Raw genomic sequence first — 13143 nt, 5'->3', positions numbered from 1 at the left:
ATATTTAATGAGTTAGGTCGAAAGACCAAAATAAGGTTAAGTTAATAAGGGCGCACGGTGGATGCCTTGGCACTAGAAGCCGATGAAGGACGTGACTAACGACGAAATGCTTTGGGGAGCTGTAAGTGAGCAATGATCCAGAGATGTCCGAATGGGGGAACCCGGCAGGTAATGCCTGTCACTCATTACTGTTAAGGTAATGTAGAGGAAGACGCAGTGAACTGAAACATCTAAGTAGCTGCAGGAAGAGAAAGCAAAAGCGATTGCCTTAGTAGCGGCGAGCGAAACGGCAAGAGGGCAAACCGAAGAGTTTACTCTTCGGGGTTGTAGGACTGCAACGTGGACTTAAAGATTATAGAAGAACTACCTGGGAAGGTAGGCCAAAGAGAGTAATAGCCTCGTATTCGAAATAGTCTTTATACCTAGCAGTATCCTGAGTACGGCGAGACACGAGAAATCTCGTCGGAATCTGGGAGGACCATCTCCCAACCCTAAATACTCTCTAGTGACCGATAGTGAACCAGTACCGTGAGGGAAAGGTGAAAAGCACCCCGGGAGGGGAGTGAAATAGAACCTGAAACCGTGTGCCTACAACAAGTTCGAGCCCGTTAATGGGTGAGAGCGTGCCTTTTGTAGAATGAACCGGCGAGTTACGATATGATGCGAGGTTAAGTTGAAGAGACGGAGCCGTAGGGAAACCGAGTCTTAATAGGGCGCATTAGTATCATGTCGTAGACCCGAAACCATGTGACCTACCCATGAGCAGGTTGAAGGTGAGGTAAAACTCACTGGAGGACCGAACCAGGGCACGTTGAAAAGTGCTTGGATGACTTGTGGGTAGCGGAGAAATTCCAAACGAACTTGGAGATAGCTGGTTCTCTCCGAAATAGCTTTAGGGCTAGCGTCGATGTTAAGTCTCTTGGAGGTAGAGCACTGTTTGGGTGAGGGGTCCATCCCGGATTACCAATCTCAGATAAACTCCGAATGCCAACGAGATATAATCGGCAGTCAGACTGCGAGTGCTAAGATCCGTAGTCGAAAGGGAAACAGCCCAGACCACCAGCTAAGGTCCCAAAATATATGTTAAGTGGAAAAGGATGTGGGGTTGCACAGACAACTAGGATGTTAGCTTAGAAGCAGCTATTCATTCAAAGAGTGCGTAATAGCTCACTAGTCGAGTGACCCTGCGCCGAAAATGTACCGGGGCTAAAACATATTACCGAAGCTGTGGATACCTTTATAGGTATGGTAGGAGAGCGTTCTATGTGCGAAGAAGGTGTACCGTGAGGAGTGCTGGAGCGCATAGAAGTGAGAATGCCGGTATGAGTAGCGAAAGACAGGTGAGAATCCTGTCCACCGTAAGACTAAGGTTTCCAGGGGAAGGCTCGTCCGCCCTGGGTTAGTCGGGACCTAAGGAGAGACCGAAAGGTGTATCCGATGGACAACAGGTTGATATTCCTGTACTAGAGTATATAGTGATGGAGGGACGCAGTAGGCTAACTAAACCAGACGATTGGAAGTGTCTGGCCAAGCAGTGAGGTGTGATATGAGTCAAATGCTTATATCTATAACATTGAGCTGTGATGGGGAGCGAAGTTTAGTAGCGAAGTTAGTGATGTCACACTGCCGAGAAAAGCTTCTAGCGTTAATTATACTCTACCCGTACCGCAAACCGACACAGGTAGTCGAGGCGAGTAGCCTCAGGTGAGCGAGAGAACTCTCGTTAAGGAACTCGGCAAAATGGCCCCGTAACTTCGGGAGAAGGGGCGCTGACTTATGGTCAGCCGCAGTGAATAGGCCCAAGCAACTGTTTATCAAAAACACAGCTCTCTGCTAAATCGTAAGATGATGTATAGGGGGTGACGCCTGCCCGGTGCTGGAAGGTTAAGAGGAGTGCTTAGCAATAGCGAAGGTATGAATTGAAGCCCCAGTAAACGGCGGCCGTAACTATAACGGTCCTAAGGTAGCGAAATTCCTTGTCGGGTAAGTTCCGACCCGCACGAAAGGCGTAATGATTTGGGCACTGTCTCAACGAGAGACTCGGTGAAATTTTAGTACCTGTGAAGATGCAGGTTACCCGCGACAGGACGGAAAGACCCCATGGAGCTTTACTGCAGTTTGATATTGAGTATCTGTACCACATGTACAGGATAGGTAGGAGCCTATGACCTCGGGACGCCAGTTTCGAGTGAGGCGTTGTTGGGATACTACCCTTGTGTTATGGCTACTCTAACCCAGATAGGTTATCCCTATCGGAGACAGTGTCTGACGGGCAGTTTGACTGGGGCGGTCGCCTCCTAAAAGGTAACGGAGGCGCCCAAAGGTTCCCTCAGAATGGTTGGAAATCATTCGCAGAGTGTAAAGGTATAAGGGAGCTTGACTGCGAGAGCTACAACTCGAGCAGGGACGAAAGTCGGGCTTAGTGATCCGGTGGTTCCGCATGGAAGGGCCATCGCTCAACGGATAAAAGCTACCCTGGGGATAACAGGCTTATCTCCCCCAAGAGTTCACATCGACGGGGAGGTTTGGCACCTCGATGTCGGCTCGTCGCATCCTGGGGCTGTAGTCGGTCCCAAGGGTTGGGCTGTTCGCCCATTAAAGCGGCACGCGAGCTGGGTTCAGAACGTCGTGAGACAGTTCGGTCCCTATCCGTCGCGGGCGTAGGAAATTTGAGAGGATCTGCTCCTAGTACGAGAGGACCAGAGTGGACTTACCGCTGGTGTACCAGTTGTTCTGCCAAGAGCATCGCTGGGTAGCTATGTAGGGAAGGGATAAACGCTGAAAGCATCTAAGTGTGAAGCCCACCTCAAGATGAGATTTCCCATGATTTTATATCAGTAAGAGCCCTGAGAGATGATCAGGTTGATAGGTTAGAAGTGGAAGTGTGGTGACACATGTAGCGGACTAATACTAATAGCTCGAGGACTTATCCAAAGAAAGTAACTGAGACATATTGACAACGATTTGGTTTCTTGATACAGTATAGATATTCAATTTTGAGTTGAGAATACTCAGAGTTAAGTGACGATAGCCTAGGAGATACACCTGTTCCCATGCCGAACACAGAAGTTAAGCCCTAGTACGCCTGATGTAGTTGGGGGTTGCCCCCTGTTAGATACGGTAGTCGCTTAGCGCATAGGGAGTTTAGCTCAGCTGGGAGAGCATCTGCCTTACAAGCAGAGGGTCAGCGGTTCGATCCCGTTAACTCCCATAGGTCCCGTGGTGTAGCGGTTATCACGTCGCCCTGTCACGGCGAAGATCGCGGGTTCGATTCCCGTCGGGACCGTCAAGTAGAAATATTTGAGACTCGTTAGCTCAGTTGGTAGAGCAATTGACTTTTAATCAATGGGTCACTGGTTCGAGCCCAGTACGGGTCATATATGCGGGTGTGGCGGAATTGGCAGACGCACCAGATTTAGGATCTGGCGCTTAACGGCGTGGGGGTTCAAGTCCCTTCACCCGCATTAGAAAAGTTAGCCGGCTTAGCTCAGTTGGTAGAGCATCTGATTTGTAATCAGAGGGTCGCGTGTTCAAGTCATGTAGCCGGCATAAAATGCGAACGTAGTTCAGTGGTAGAACACCACCTTGCCAAGGTGGGGGTCGCGGGTTCGAATCCCGTCGTTCGCTTGAGGAGCCGGGGTGGCGGAACTGGCAGACGCACAGGACTTAAAATCCTGCGAAAGGAAACTTTCGTACCGGTTCGATCCCGGTCCTCGGCATAATATAATAATGAGCACCCTTAGCTCAACTGGATAGAGTACCTGACTACGAATCAGGCGGTTAGAGGTTCGACTCCTCTAGGGTGCATTTTATCGGGAAGTAGCTCAGCTTGGTAGAGCACTTGGTTTGGGACCAAGGGGTCGCAGGTTCGAATCCTGTCTTCCCGATTTAGACCTTTGAGAACTGAATAAGAAACCAAGTGCAGGGTTATGATAGAAGAATTATAACCTGTCAATTTACAAGAATAAATCGTCAGACGACGGTAATGAGTTAACGCTCGAACAATTATTAAATTTTTTAATGAGAGTTTGATCCTGGCTCAGGACGAACGCTGGCGGCGTGCCTAATACATGCAAGTAGAACGCTGAAGAGAGGAGCTTGCTCTTCTTGGATGAGTTGCGAACGGGTGAGTAACGCGTAGGTAACCTGCCTTGTAGCGGGGGATAACTATTGGAAACGATAGCTAATACCGCATAACAATGGGTGACACATGTCATTTATTTGAAAGGGGCAATTGCTCCACTACAAGATGGACCTGCGTTGTATTAGCTAGTAGGTGAGGTAACGGCTCACCTAGGCGACGATACATAGCCGACCTGAGAGGGTGATCGGCCACACTGGGACTGAGACACGGCCCAGACTCCTACGGGAGGCAGCAGTAGGGAATCTTCGGCAATGGGGGCAACCCTGACCGAGCAACGCCGCGTGAGTGAAGAAGGTTTTCGGATCGTAAAGCTCTGTTGTAAGTCAAGAACGAGTGTGAGAGTGGAAAGTTCACACTGTGACGGTAGCTTACCAGAAAGGGACGGCTAACTACGTGCCAGCAGCCGCGGTAATACGTAGGTCCCGAGCGTTGTCCGGATTTATTGGGCGTAAAGCGAGCGCAGGCGGTTTGATAAGTCTGAAGTTAAAGGCTGTGGCTCAACCATAGTTCGCTTTGGAAACTGTCAAACTTGAGTGCAGAAGGGGAGAGTGGAATTCCATGTGTAGCGGTGAAATGCGTAGATATATGGAGGAACACCGGTGGCGAAAGCGGCTCTCTGGTCTGTAACTGACGCTGAGGCTCGAAAGCGTGGGGAGCGAACAGGATTAGATACCCTGGTAGTCCACGCCGTAAACGATGAGTGCTAGGTGTTGGATCCTTTCCGGGATTCAGTGCCGCAGCTAACGCATTAAGCACTCCGCCTGGGGAGTACGACCGCAAGGTTGAAACTCAAAGGAATTGACGGGGGCCCGCACAAGCGGTGGAGCATGTGGTTTAATTCGAAGCAACGCGAAGAACCTTACCAGGTCTTGACATCCCGATGCTATTTCTAGAGATAGAAAGTTACTTCGGTACATCGGTGACAGGTGGTGCATGGTTGTCGTCAGCTCGTGTCGTGAGATGTTGGGTTAAGTCCCGCAACGAGCGCAACCCCTATTGTTAGTTGCCATCATTCAGTTGGGCACTCTAGCGAGACTGCCGGTAATAAACCGGAGGAAGGTGGGGATGACGTCAAATCATCATGCCCCTTATGACCTGGGCTACACACGTGCTACAATGGTTGGTACAACGAGTTGCGAGTCGGTGACGGCAAGCTAATCTCTTAAAGCCAATCTCAGTTCGGATTGTAGGCTGCAACTCGCCTACATGAAGTCGGAATCGCTAGTAATCGCGGATCAGCACGCCGCGGTGAATACGTTCCCGGGCCTTGTACACACCGCCCGTCACACCACGAGAGTTTGTAACACCCGAAGTCGGTGAGGTAACCTTTTGGAGCCAGCCGCCTAAGGTGGGATAGATGATTGGGGTGAAGTCGTAACAAGGTAGCCGTATCGGAAGGTGCGGCTGGATCACCTCCTTTCTAAGGAAAAACGGAATGTACTTGAGTTTCTTATTTAGTTTTGAGAGGTCTTGTGGGGCCTTAGCTCAGCTGGGAGAGCGCCTGCTTTGCACGCAGGAGGTCAGCGGTTCGATCCCGCTAGGCTCCATTGAATCGAAAGATTCAAGTATTGTCCATTGAAAATTGAATATCTATATCAAATTCCATATGTAATTAAATACATATAGATAGTAACAAGAAAATAAACCGAAACGCTGTGAATATTTAATGAGTTAGGTCGAAAGACCAAAATAAGGTTAAGTTAATAAGGGCGCACGGTGGATGCCTTGGCACTAGAAGCCGATGAAGGACGTGACTAACGACGAAATGCTTTGGGGAGCTGTAAGTGAGCAATGATCCAGAGATGTCCGAATGGGGGAACCCGGCAGGTAATGCCTGTCACTCATTACTGTTAAGGTAATGTAGAGGAAGACGCAGTGAACTGAAACATCTAAGTAGCTGCAGGAAGAGAAAGCAAAAGCGATTGCCTTAGTAGCGGCGAGCGAAACGGCAAGAGGGCAAACCGAAGAGTTTACTCTTCGGGGTTGTAGGACTGCAACGTGGACTTAAAGATTATAGAAGAACTACCTGGGAAGGTAGGCCAAAGAGAGTAATAGCCTCGTATTCGAAATAGTCTTTATACCTAGCAGTATCCTGAGTACGGCGAGACACGAGAAATCTCGTCGGAATCTGGGAGGACCATCTCCCAACCCTAAATACTCTCTAGTGACCGATAGTGAACCAGTACCGTGAGGGAAAGGTGAAAAGCACCCCGGGAGGGGAGTGAAATAGAACCTGAAACCGTGTGCCTACAACAAGTTCGAGCCCGTTAATGGGTGAGAGCGTGCCTTTTGTAGAATGAACCGGCGAGTTACGATATGATGCGAGGTTAAGTTGAAGAGACGGAGCCGTAGGGAAACCGAGTCTTAATAGGGCGCATTAGTATCATGTCGTAGACCCGAAACCATGTGACCTACCCATGAGCAGGTTGAAGGTGAGGTAAAACTCACTGGAGGACCGAACCAGGGCACGTTGAAAAGTGCTTGGATGACTTGTGGGTAGCGGAGAAATTCCAAACGAACTTGGAGATAGCTGGTTCTCTCCGAAATAGCTTTAGGGCTAGCGTCGATGTTAAGTCTCTTGGAGGTAGAGCACTGTTTGGGTGAGGGGTCCATCCCGGATTACCAATCTCAGATAAACTCCGAATGCCAACGAGATATAATCGGCAGTCAGACTGCGAGTGCTAAGATCCGTAGTCGAAAGGGAAACAGCCCAGACCACCAGCTAAGGTCCCAAAATATATGTTAAGTGGAAAAGGATGTGGGGTTGCACAGACAACTAGGATGTTAGCTTAGAAGCAGCTATTCATTCAAAGAGTGCGTAATAGCTCACTAGTCGAGTGACCCTGCGCCGAAAATGTACCGGGGCTAAAACATATTACCGAAGCTGTGGATACCTTTATAGGTATGGTAGGAGAGCGTTCTATGTGCGAAGAAGGTGTACCGTGAGGAGTGCTGGAGCGCATAGAAGTGAGAATGCCGGTATGAGTAGCGAAAGACAGGTGAGAATCCTGTCCACCGTAAGACTAAGGTTTCCAGGGGAAGGCTCGTCCGCCCTGGGTTAGTCGGGACCTAAGGAGAGACCGAAAGGTGTATCCGATGGACAACAGGTTGATATTCCTGTACTAGAGTATATAGTGATGGAGGGACGCAGTAGGCTAACTAAACCAGACGATTGGAAGTGTCTGGCCAAGCAGTGAGGTGTGATATGAGTCAAATGCTTATATCTATAACATTGAGCTGTGATGGGGAGCGAAGTTTAGTAGCGAAGTTAGTGATGTCACACTGCCGAGAAAAGCTTCTAGCGTTAATTATACTCTACCCGTACCGCAAACCGACACAGGTAGTCGAGGCGAGTAGCCTCAGGTGAGCGAGAGAACTCTCGTTAAGGAACTCGGCAAAATGGCCCCGTAACTTCGGGAGAAGGGGCGCTGACTTATGGTCAGCCGCAGTGAATAGGCCCAAGCAACTGTTTATCAAAAACACAGCTCTCTGCTAAATCGTAAGATGATGTATAGGGGGTGACGCCTGCCCGGTGCTGGAAGGTTAAGAGGAGTGCTTAGCAATAGCGAAGGTATGAATTGAAGCCCCAGTAAACGGCGGCCGTAACTATAACGGTCCTAAGGTAGCGAAATTCCTTGTCGGGTAAGTTCCGACCCGCACGAAAGGCGTAATGATTTGGGCACTGTCTCAACGAGAGACTCGGTGAAATTTTAGTACCTGTGAAGATGCAGGTTACCCGCGACAGGACGGAAAGACCCCATGGAGCTTTACTGCAGTTTGATATTGAGTATCTGTACCACATGTACAGGATAGGTAGGAGCCTATGACCTCGGGACGCCAGTTTCGAGTGAGGCGTTGTTGGGATACTACCCTTGTGTTATGGCTACTCTAACCCAGATAGGTTATCCCTATCGGAGACAGTGTCTGACGGGCAGTTTGACTGGGGCGGTCGCCTCCTAAAAGGTAACGGAGGCGCCCAAAGGTTCCCTCAGAATGGTTGGAAATCATTCGCAGAGTGTAAAGGTATAAGGGAGCTTGACTGCGAGAGCTACAACTCGAGCAGGGACGAAAGTCGGGCTTAGTGATCCGGTGGTTCCGCATGGAAGGGCCATCGCTCAACGGATAAAAGCTACCCTGGGGATAACAGGCTTATCTCCCCCAAGAGTTCACATCGACGGGGAGGTTTGGCACCTCGATGTCGGCTCGTCGCATCCTGGGGCTGTAGTCGGTCCCAAGGGTTGGGCTGTTCGCCCATTAAAGCGGCACGCGAGCTGGGTTCAGAACGTCGTGAGACAGTTCGGTCCCTATCCGTCGCGGGCGTAGGAAATTTGAGAGGATCTGCTCCTAGTACGAGAGGACCAGAGTGGACTTACCGCTGGTGTACCAGTTGTTCTGCCAAGAGCATCGCTGGGTAGCTATGTAGGGAAGGGATAAACGCTGAAAGCATCTAAGTGTGAAGCCCACCTCAAGATGAGATTTCCCATGATTTTATATCAGTAAGAGCCCTGAGAGATGATCAGGTTGATAGGTTAGAAGTGGAAGTGTGGTGACACATGTAGCGGACTAATACTAATAGCTCGAGGACTTATCCAAAGAAAGTAACTGAGACATATTGACAACGATTTGGTTTCTTGATATAGTATAGATATTCAATTTTGAGTTGAGAATACTCAGAGTTAAGTGACGATAGCCTAGGAGATACACCTGTTCCCATGCCGAACACAGAAGTTAAGCCCTAGTACGCCTGATGTAGTTGGGGGTTGCCCCCTGTTAGATACGGTAGTCGCTTAGCGTTTATCCGCCATAGCTCAGTTGGTAGTAGCGCATGACTGTTAATCATGATGTCGTAGGTTCGAGTCCTACTGGCGGAGTATAGGTTTCATTGCTGGACGTAGGTCTAGCTTTTTTTGTTAAGTTATTTACTTGTTAAAACTCTTAATTTCAGATATGATATGATTATATTTTATTTGAGAGGTATTATTATGTCGAATTTTGCATCAGAGTTTACACCTATTTCTATTTCTACTGCTAAAGATAAAATTTCTTCTACAGATAAGTTTATTTTATTTATTGGCCGTCCTTCTTGTCCATATTGTCAACTTTTTGAACCTAAATTATCTAATGTTGCACGTAATTCAAATCTTACTATTTTCTATATTAATAGTGAAAATAGTGAAGAACTTGAAGATATTCAAGCTTTACGTAAAAGATATGGTATTGCTACCGTCCCAGCTCTCTTTGTTTCAGAAAATGGAACTGCTAAGGTTGTTTGTGACTCTTCTCTTTCTGAGGATGACATTTTAGATTTTATTTCTTAATCTTTTTGGAGGTTCTTATGTTTATTTGTAAACACGAGGTCCAGTATTATGAAACAGATCGAATGGGTATTACTCATCATTCCAATTATGTACGATGGATGGAAGAGGCTAGAACTTTTTTTCTAAGAGAGATAGGTTGGCCTTATGAAAAAATTGAAGAGGAGGGAATTATCTCTCCTGTTACTTCAATTTCCTGTGACTATAAAGCTACTTCTACTTTTGCAGATGAGATTTCTATTGAGATTATTGTTAAAAGTGTTAAATCTGCTAGACTTTCTTTTGTATACCATATGGTAAATCAGAATGGTGTTCTTGTTTGTACAGCTGCTTCTGAACATAGTTTCTTATCTAAGGATGGTGGTTTTGTTAATCTTAAAAGAGATTATCCCTCATTTTTTAATCTTTTAAAAGAGCATTCAGTTATGCAATAAAAAAAGAAGAAAATCATTTTGATTTTCTTCTTTTTTTATTCAGCAAGCAGTTTTTGATAAATTGCTAAATTTTCATCATCAAATACGTTAAATATAACTTTTTTTATTATACTTGATTCATCAATAAAGGTTTTGACTGTTTGAATGGCGATTTTGGCAGCTTTTTGTTTTGGAAAATTGAAATCTCCAGTTGATAGACATGGAATAGCTATTGATTCAATGTTATTTTTCTCGGCTAGTGCTAATACTGAGAGATAGCTTTTTGCTAAAAGATCCTCATCAATTTGTGTCGGTTGGTCTACTATTTTCGGACCTACTGTATGAATGACAAAAGCAGAAGGAAGATTGTAAGCTGGGGTTATTTTAGCCATGCCAACAGGTTCTTCATATCCTTGTTCTAAGATGAGTTCGAAACAAGCTTGGCGTAACTGAACGCCTGCATATGTATGAATAGCATTATCTACACAATCATGAAGTGGTTTCATACATCCTAGTAAGGTTTTATTGGCTGCATTTACGATTGCGTCTACTTCAAGTCTTGTAATATCCCCCTTCCAGAGGTAGATTCGATCATCTTGTGGGATAGGCTGGAGTGAACTGAGTTGTACAAATCCACGTTCCCCTTTCCTAACTTGTAGGTAAAGGTCTTGTATTGTCAAGAATTGTGTTGATGCTGCCATTGGTTTACGTGTATTAAAGAGCGCTCTGAGAAGCTTTTGCTTTTCTTCGAGTTCTTCTGGGATAATCAAATCATGTAATTCTAGATTTTCTTTTTTGAGTTCACCTATGAGATAGGTAATCATTGCATCTTTATCCATATTTACTCATTTCTATTTTTATAGTTTTTTTATTATTATACTCCCAAGATAGGCTGTGAGCAAGTAATGTCTATGATAGGCAATGACTAATATTTGATAAGAATTTTTTATGTATGTATCAAATTCTTGCAATGGCCTTTAGAATCATATAGAATAGGTCTACAAAAGTTTTATAATGTCTAGGAGGATGAATATATGACACAAGTAGTAACAGATGCTACATTTGAACAAGAAACAGCTGAAGGACTCGTTTTGATTGATTTTTGGGCAACTTGGTGTGGGCCTTGCTTGATGCAAGCACCAATTCTTGAGCAACTTTCTGAAGAGATTTCAGAGGATGAACTTAAGATTGTTAAAATTGATGTTGATGAGAACCCAGAAACAGCTCAGAAGTTTGGAATCATGTCTATTCCAACTTTACTCTTCAAAAAAGATGGTGAGGTTGTTAAGCAAGTTGCAGGTGTACATACAAAAGAACAAATTAAAGCTATCGTTGCAGAGCTTAGCTAACTAATCTTCACAGTCCCGTTTAGGGATTTTTATTTTTAATTTATTCGAACGACGAGGAGAGTCTTATGTCTTATTCATTTCAAAATCCTAGTGCTGAGGTTATAGAATCTTATTTAAAATCAGCAAAGACGATTGCAATTGTTGGTTTATCTCATCGTAAGGAGGCAGCATCTTATCAGGTTGCTCATTTTCTACAAGCTGCTGGTTATCGTATCATACCAGTAAATCCCAAACTAGAAGGTCAGGAGCTTCTAGGAGAGCATGTTTATGCTTATCTTAAAGATATCCCATTTTCGATTGATATTGTTGATATATTTAGACGAAGTGAGTTTTTACCAGATGTTGCTTATGATTTTCTTGAGACGGATGCAAAAGTTTTTTGGAGTCAAATTGGTCTTGAGAATGAGGAGGCTGAGACTATTCTTCGTCAAGCGAATAGACAGGATATTGTAATGAATCGTTGTACAAAGATAGAATATATGCGACTCTTTGTTTAATAAAATGAAAAGGTGAGTGAGCTATGCTCGCTCGTTTTTGTTATAATAGACCTATGATTGAAATTTTTGATACGCATACCCACCTTAATGTGGATAATTTTGCAGGAAAAGAACAAGAAGAAATAGATTTTGCAGCTGAACTAGGTGTTATAAAAATGAATATTGTTGGTTTTGATAAGCCAACAATTGATAAATCTTTAGCACTATCAGAGAAGTATGATCAACTATATAGTACGATTGGATGGCATCCTACGGAAGCAGGGTCCTATTCTCAGGAAATTGAGGATATGATTGTATCACAATTGGATAATCCGAAAGTAGTGGCACTTGGGGAAATTGGTTTGGATTATTATTGGATGGAAGATCCTAAAGAGATTCAGATTGATGTCTTTAAGCGTCAAATAGCTTTGTCAAAGGAACACAATTTACCTTTTGTTGTCCATACACGTGATGCACTTGAGGATACTTACGCTATTATTAAAGAAGTTGGTGTCGGTCCTCGTGGGGGGATTATGCACTCATACTCAGGATCCCTAGAAATGGCTCAAAAATTTGTTGATCTTGGAATGATGATTTCGTTTTCAGGTGTTGTAACTTTTAAGAAGGCTTTGGATGTCCAAGAAGCTGCTCAGAAGTTACCTTTAGATAAGATTCTGGTTGAAACGGATGCACCGTATTTGGCACCCGTTCCCAAACGTGGTCGCGAGAATCGTACAGGCTATACGCGTTACGTAGTAGATAAGATTGCTGAGCTTCGTGGTTTAACAAGTGCAGAGGTTGCTAGGGCTACCTATGATAATGCGATGAGGATTTTTGGGCTGGATGAATAAAATAAAAATTCAAGAAGTCATCGTGGTAGAAGGTAAGGATGATACGGCAAATTTGAGACGTTTTTATGAGGTGGATACCTATGAGACTAGAGGCTCTGCTATCAATGAAGACGACTTAGAGCGTATTGATAAGCTTAATGACTTACGCGGAGTGATTGTTTTTACTGATCCAGACTATAATGGTGAACGTATCCGTAAAATCATCATGGAAGCTGTTCCGACAGCAAAGCATGCTTTTTTAAACCGTGGGGAAGCAACACCAAAATCTAAGACTAAAGGTCGTTCATTGGGTGTTGAGCATGCGAGTTTTGAGGATCTTCAAAAGGCCTTATCTGGAGTTCTAGGTAGTTACGATGATGATAATCAGTTTGATATTAGTAAATCAAATCTTATGAAGTTAGGACTACTAATGGGAGCAGATAGTCGAAAGCGTCGAGAATATTTGGGCGAGGCGCTTCGTATTGGTTATTGCAATGGAAAGCAGCTTCTAAAACGTTTGGAATTGTTTGGAATTACTCTAGAGGAGCTAGAAGAGGCTATGTCAAATTATTAGACTACCAGTAATCTTAAAATCAAATCGCTATTAAGTAGTTTA

General features: G+C 45.1%; 7 protein-coding genes, 11 tRNA genes and 5 rRNA genes. 22 read left to right on the top strand and 1 reads right to left on the bottom strand.

Features of this window, described 5'->3' with window-relative positions; genetic code table 11:
• Positions 1 to 34 precede the first annotated feature (34 nt).
• The 18 genes from A6J31_RS08355 to A6J31_RS08270 all read left to right on the top strand — a co-directional run bounded on the left by A6J31_RS08355 (position 35) and on the right by A6J31_RS08270 (position 9893).
• Positions 35 to 2934 (top strand): 23S ribosomal RNA (locus tag A6J31_RS08355).
• Between the two features lie 83 nt (positions 2935 to 3017).
• A 5S ribosomal RNA gene (rrf, locus tag A6J31_RS08350) occupies positions 3018 to 3133 on the top strand.
• Between the two features lie 5 nt (positions 3134 to 3138).
• Positions 3139 to 3211: transfer RNA gene (locus tag A6J31_RS08345), tRNA-Val, on the top strand.
• Between the two features lie 2 nt (positions 3212 to 3213).
• Positions 3214 to 3286 (top strand) — tRNA-Asp (locus A6J31_RS08340).
• An 18-nt stretch (positions 3287 to 3304) separates the two neighbouring features.
• Positions 3305 to 3377, top strand: a tRNA-Lys gene (locus tag A6J31_RS08335).
• 5 nt (positions 3378 to 3382) lie between these two features.
• Positions 3383 to 3464, top strand: a tRNA-Leu gene (locus A6J31_RS08330).
• Positions 3465 to 3476: 12 nt separating this feature from the next.
• Positions 3477 to 3549: transfer RNA gene (locus A6J31_RS08325), tRNA-Thr, on the top strand.
• A 6-nt stretch (positions 3550 to 3555) separates the two neighbouring features.
• Positions 3556 to 3627 (top strand) — tRNA-Gly (locus A6J31_RS08320).
• Between the two features lie 6 nt (positions 3628 to 3633).
• A tRNA-Leu gene (locus A6J31_RS08315) sits at positions 3634 to 3719 on the top strand.
• A gap of 14 nt (positions 3720 to 3733) precedes the next feature.
• A tRNA-Arg gene (locus tag A6J31_RS08310) sits at positions 3734 to 3807 on the top strand.
• Between the two features lie 6 nt (positions 3808 to 3813).
• Positions 3814 to 3887 (top strand) — tRNA-Pro (locus A6J31_RS08305).
• Between the two features lie 129 nt (positions 3888 to 4016).
• Positions 4017 to 5564: ribosomal RNA gene (locus A6J31_RS08300) — 16S ribosomal RNA — on the top strand.
• Positions 5565 to 5618: 54 nt separating this feature from the next.
• Positions 5619 to 5691: transfer RNA gene (locus tag A6J31_RS08295), tRNA-Ala, on the top strand.
• Between the two features lie 146 nt (positions 5692 to 5837).
• Positions 5838 to 8737, top strand: a 23S ribosomal RNA gene (locus tag A6J31_RS08290).
• Positions 8738 to 8820: 83 nt separating this feature from the next.
• A 5S ribosomal RNA gene (gene rrf / locus A6J31_RS08285) occupies positions 8821 to 8936 on the top strand.
• Together the 16S, 23S and 5S rRNA genes with 11 tRNA genes alongside form the textbook arrangement of a ribosomal RNA operon.
• Positions 8937 to 8941: 5 nt before the next feature.
• Positions 8942 to 9015, top strand: a tRNA-Asn gene (locus A6J31_RS08280).
• A 111-nt stretch (positions 9016 to 9126) separates the two neighbouring features.
• Positions 9127 to 9462 carry a conjugal transfer protein TraF gene (gene traF, locus A6J31_RS08275; protein WP_048790120.1) on the top strand — a complete coding sequence of 112 codons (336 nt, stop codon included), beginning with the start codon at positions 9127 to 9129 and terminating at the stop codon, positions 9460 to 9462.
• Between the two features lie 17 nt (positions 9463 to 9479).
• Complete coding sequence (locus A6J31_RS08270) at positions 9480 to 9893, top strand: acyl-CoA thioesterase (protein WP_002884641.1); 414 nt, start codon at positions 9480 to 9482, stop codon at positions 9891 to 9893.
• A 35-nt stretch (positions 9894 to 9928) separates the two neighbouring features.
• Here A6J31_RS08270 and A6J31_RS08265 read toward each other — a convergent pair whose 3' ends face one another.
• On the bottom strand, positions 9929 to 10711 hold the full coding sequence (locus tag A6J31_RS08265) for a protein-ADP-ribose hydrolase (protein WP_021143587.1): 783 nt from the start codon (positions 10709 to 10711) through the stop codon (positions 9929 to 9931).
• 195 nt (positions 10712 to 10906) lie between these two features.
• On the opposite strand from A6J31_RS08265, the gene trxA reads away from it, so the two are divergent.
• The 4 genes from trxA (at position 10907) to rnmV (ending at position 13101) form a co-directional block, all read left to right on the top strand.
• Complete coding sequence (gene trxA, locus A6J31_RS08260; protein ID WP_002884315.1) at positions 10907 to 11221, top strand: thioredoxin; 315 nt, start codon at positions 10907 to 10909, stop codon at positions 11219 to 11221.
• A gap of 65 nt (positions 11222 to 11286) precedes the next feature.
• Entirely contained in the window at positions 11287 to 11718 is a 432-nt protein-coding gene (locus A6J31_RS08255; protein ID WP_021143588.1) for a CoA-binding protein, read from the top strand.
• A 53-nt stretch (positions 11719 to 11771) separates the two neighbouring features.
• Positions 11772 to 12548 carry a TatD family hydrolase gene (locus A6J31_RS08250; protein ID WP_037620485.1) on the top strand — a complete coding sequence of 259 codons (777 nt, stop codon included), beginning with the start codon at positions 11772 to 11774 and terminating at the stop codon, positions 12546 to 12548.
• Positions 12541 to 13101: a ribonuclease M5 gene (gene rnmV / locus A6J31_RS08245; protein ID WP_021143590.1), complete on the top strand. Its 561-nt coding sequence runs from the start codon at positions 12541 to 12543 to the stop codon at positions 13099 to 13101. Before A6J31_RS08250 ends, rnmV begins: the two co-directional genes overlap by 8 nt.
• Positions 13102 to 13143 lie beyond the last annotated feature (42 nt).

The sequence above is a fragment of the Streptococcus sp. FDAARGOS_192 genome (assembly GCF_002073815.2).
GTDB classification, from domain to species: Bacteria; Bacillota; Bacilli; order Lactobacillales; family Streptococcaceae; genus Streptococcus; species Streptococcus salivarius_H.
This window is presented reverse-complemented; position numbering and strand designations above follow the sequence as displayed.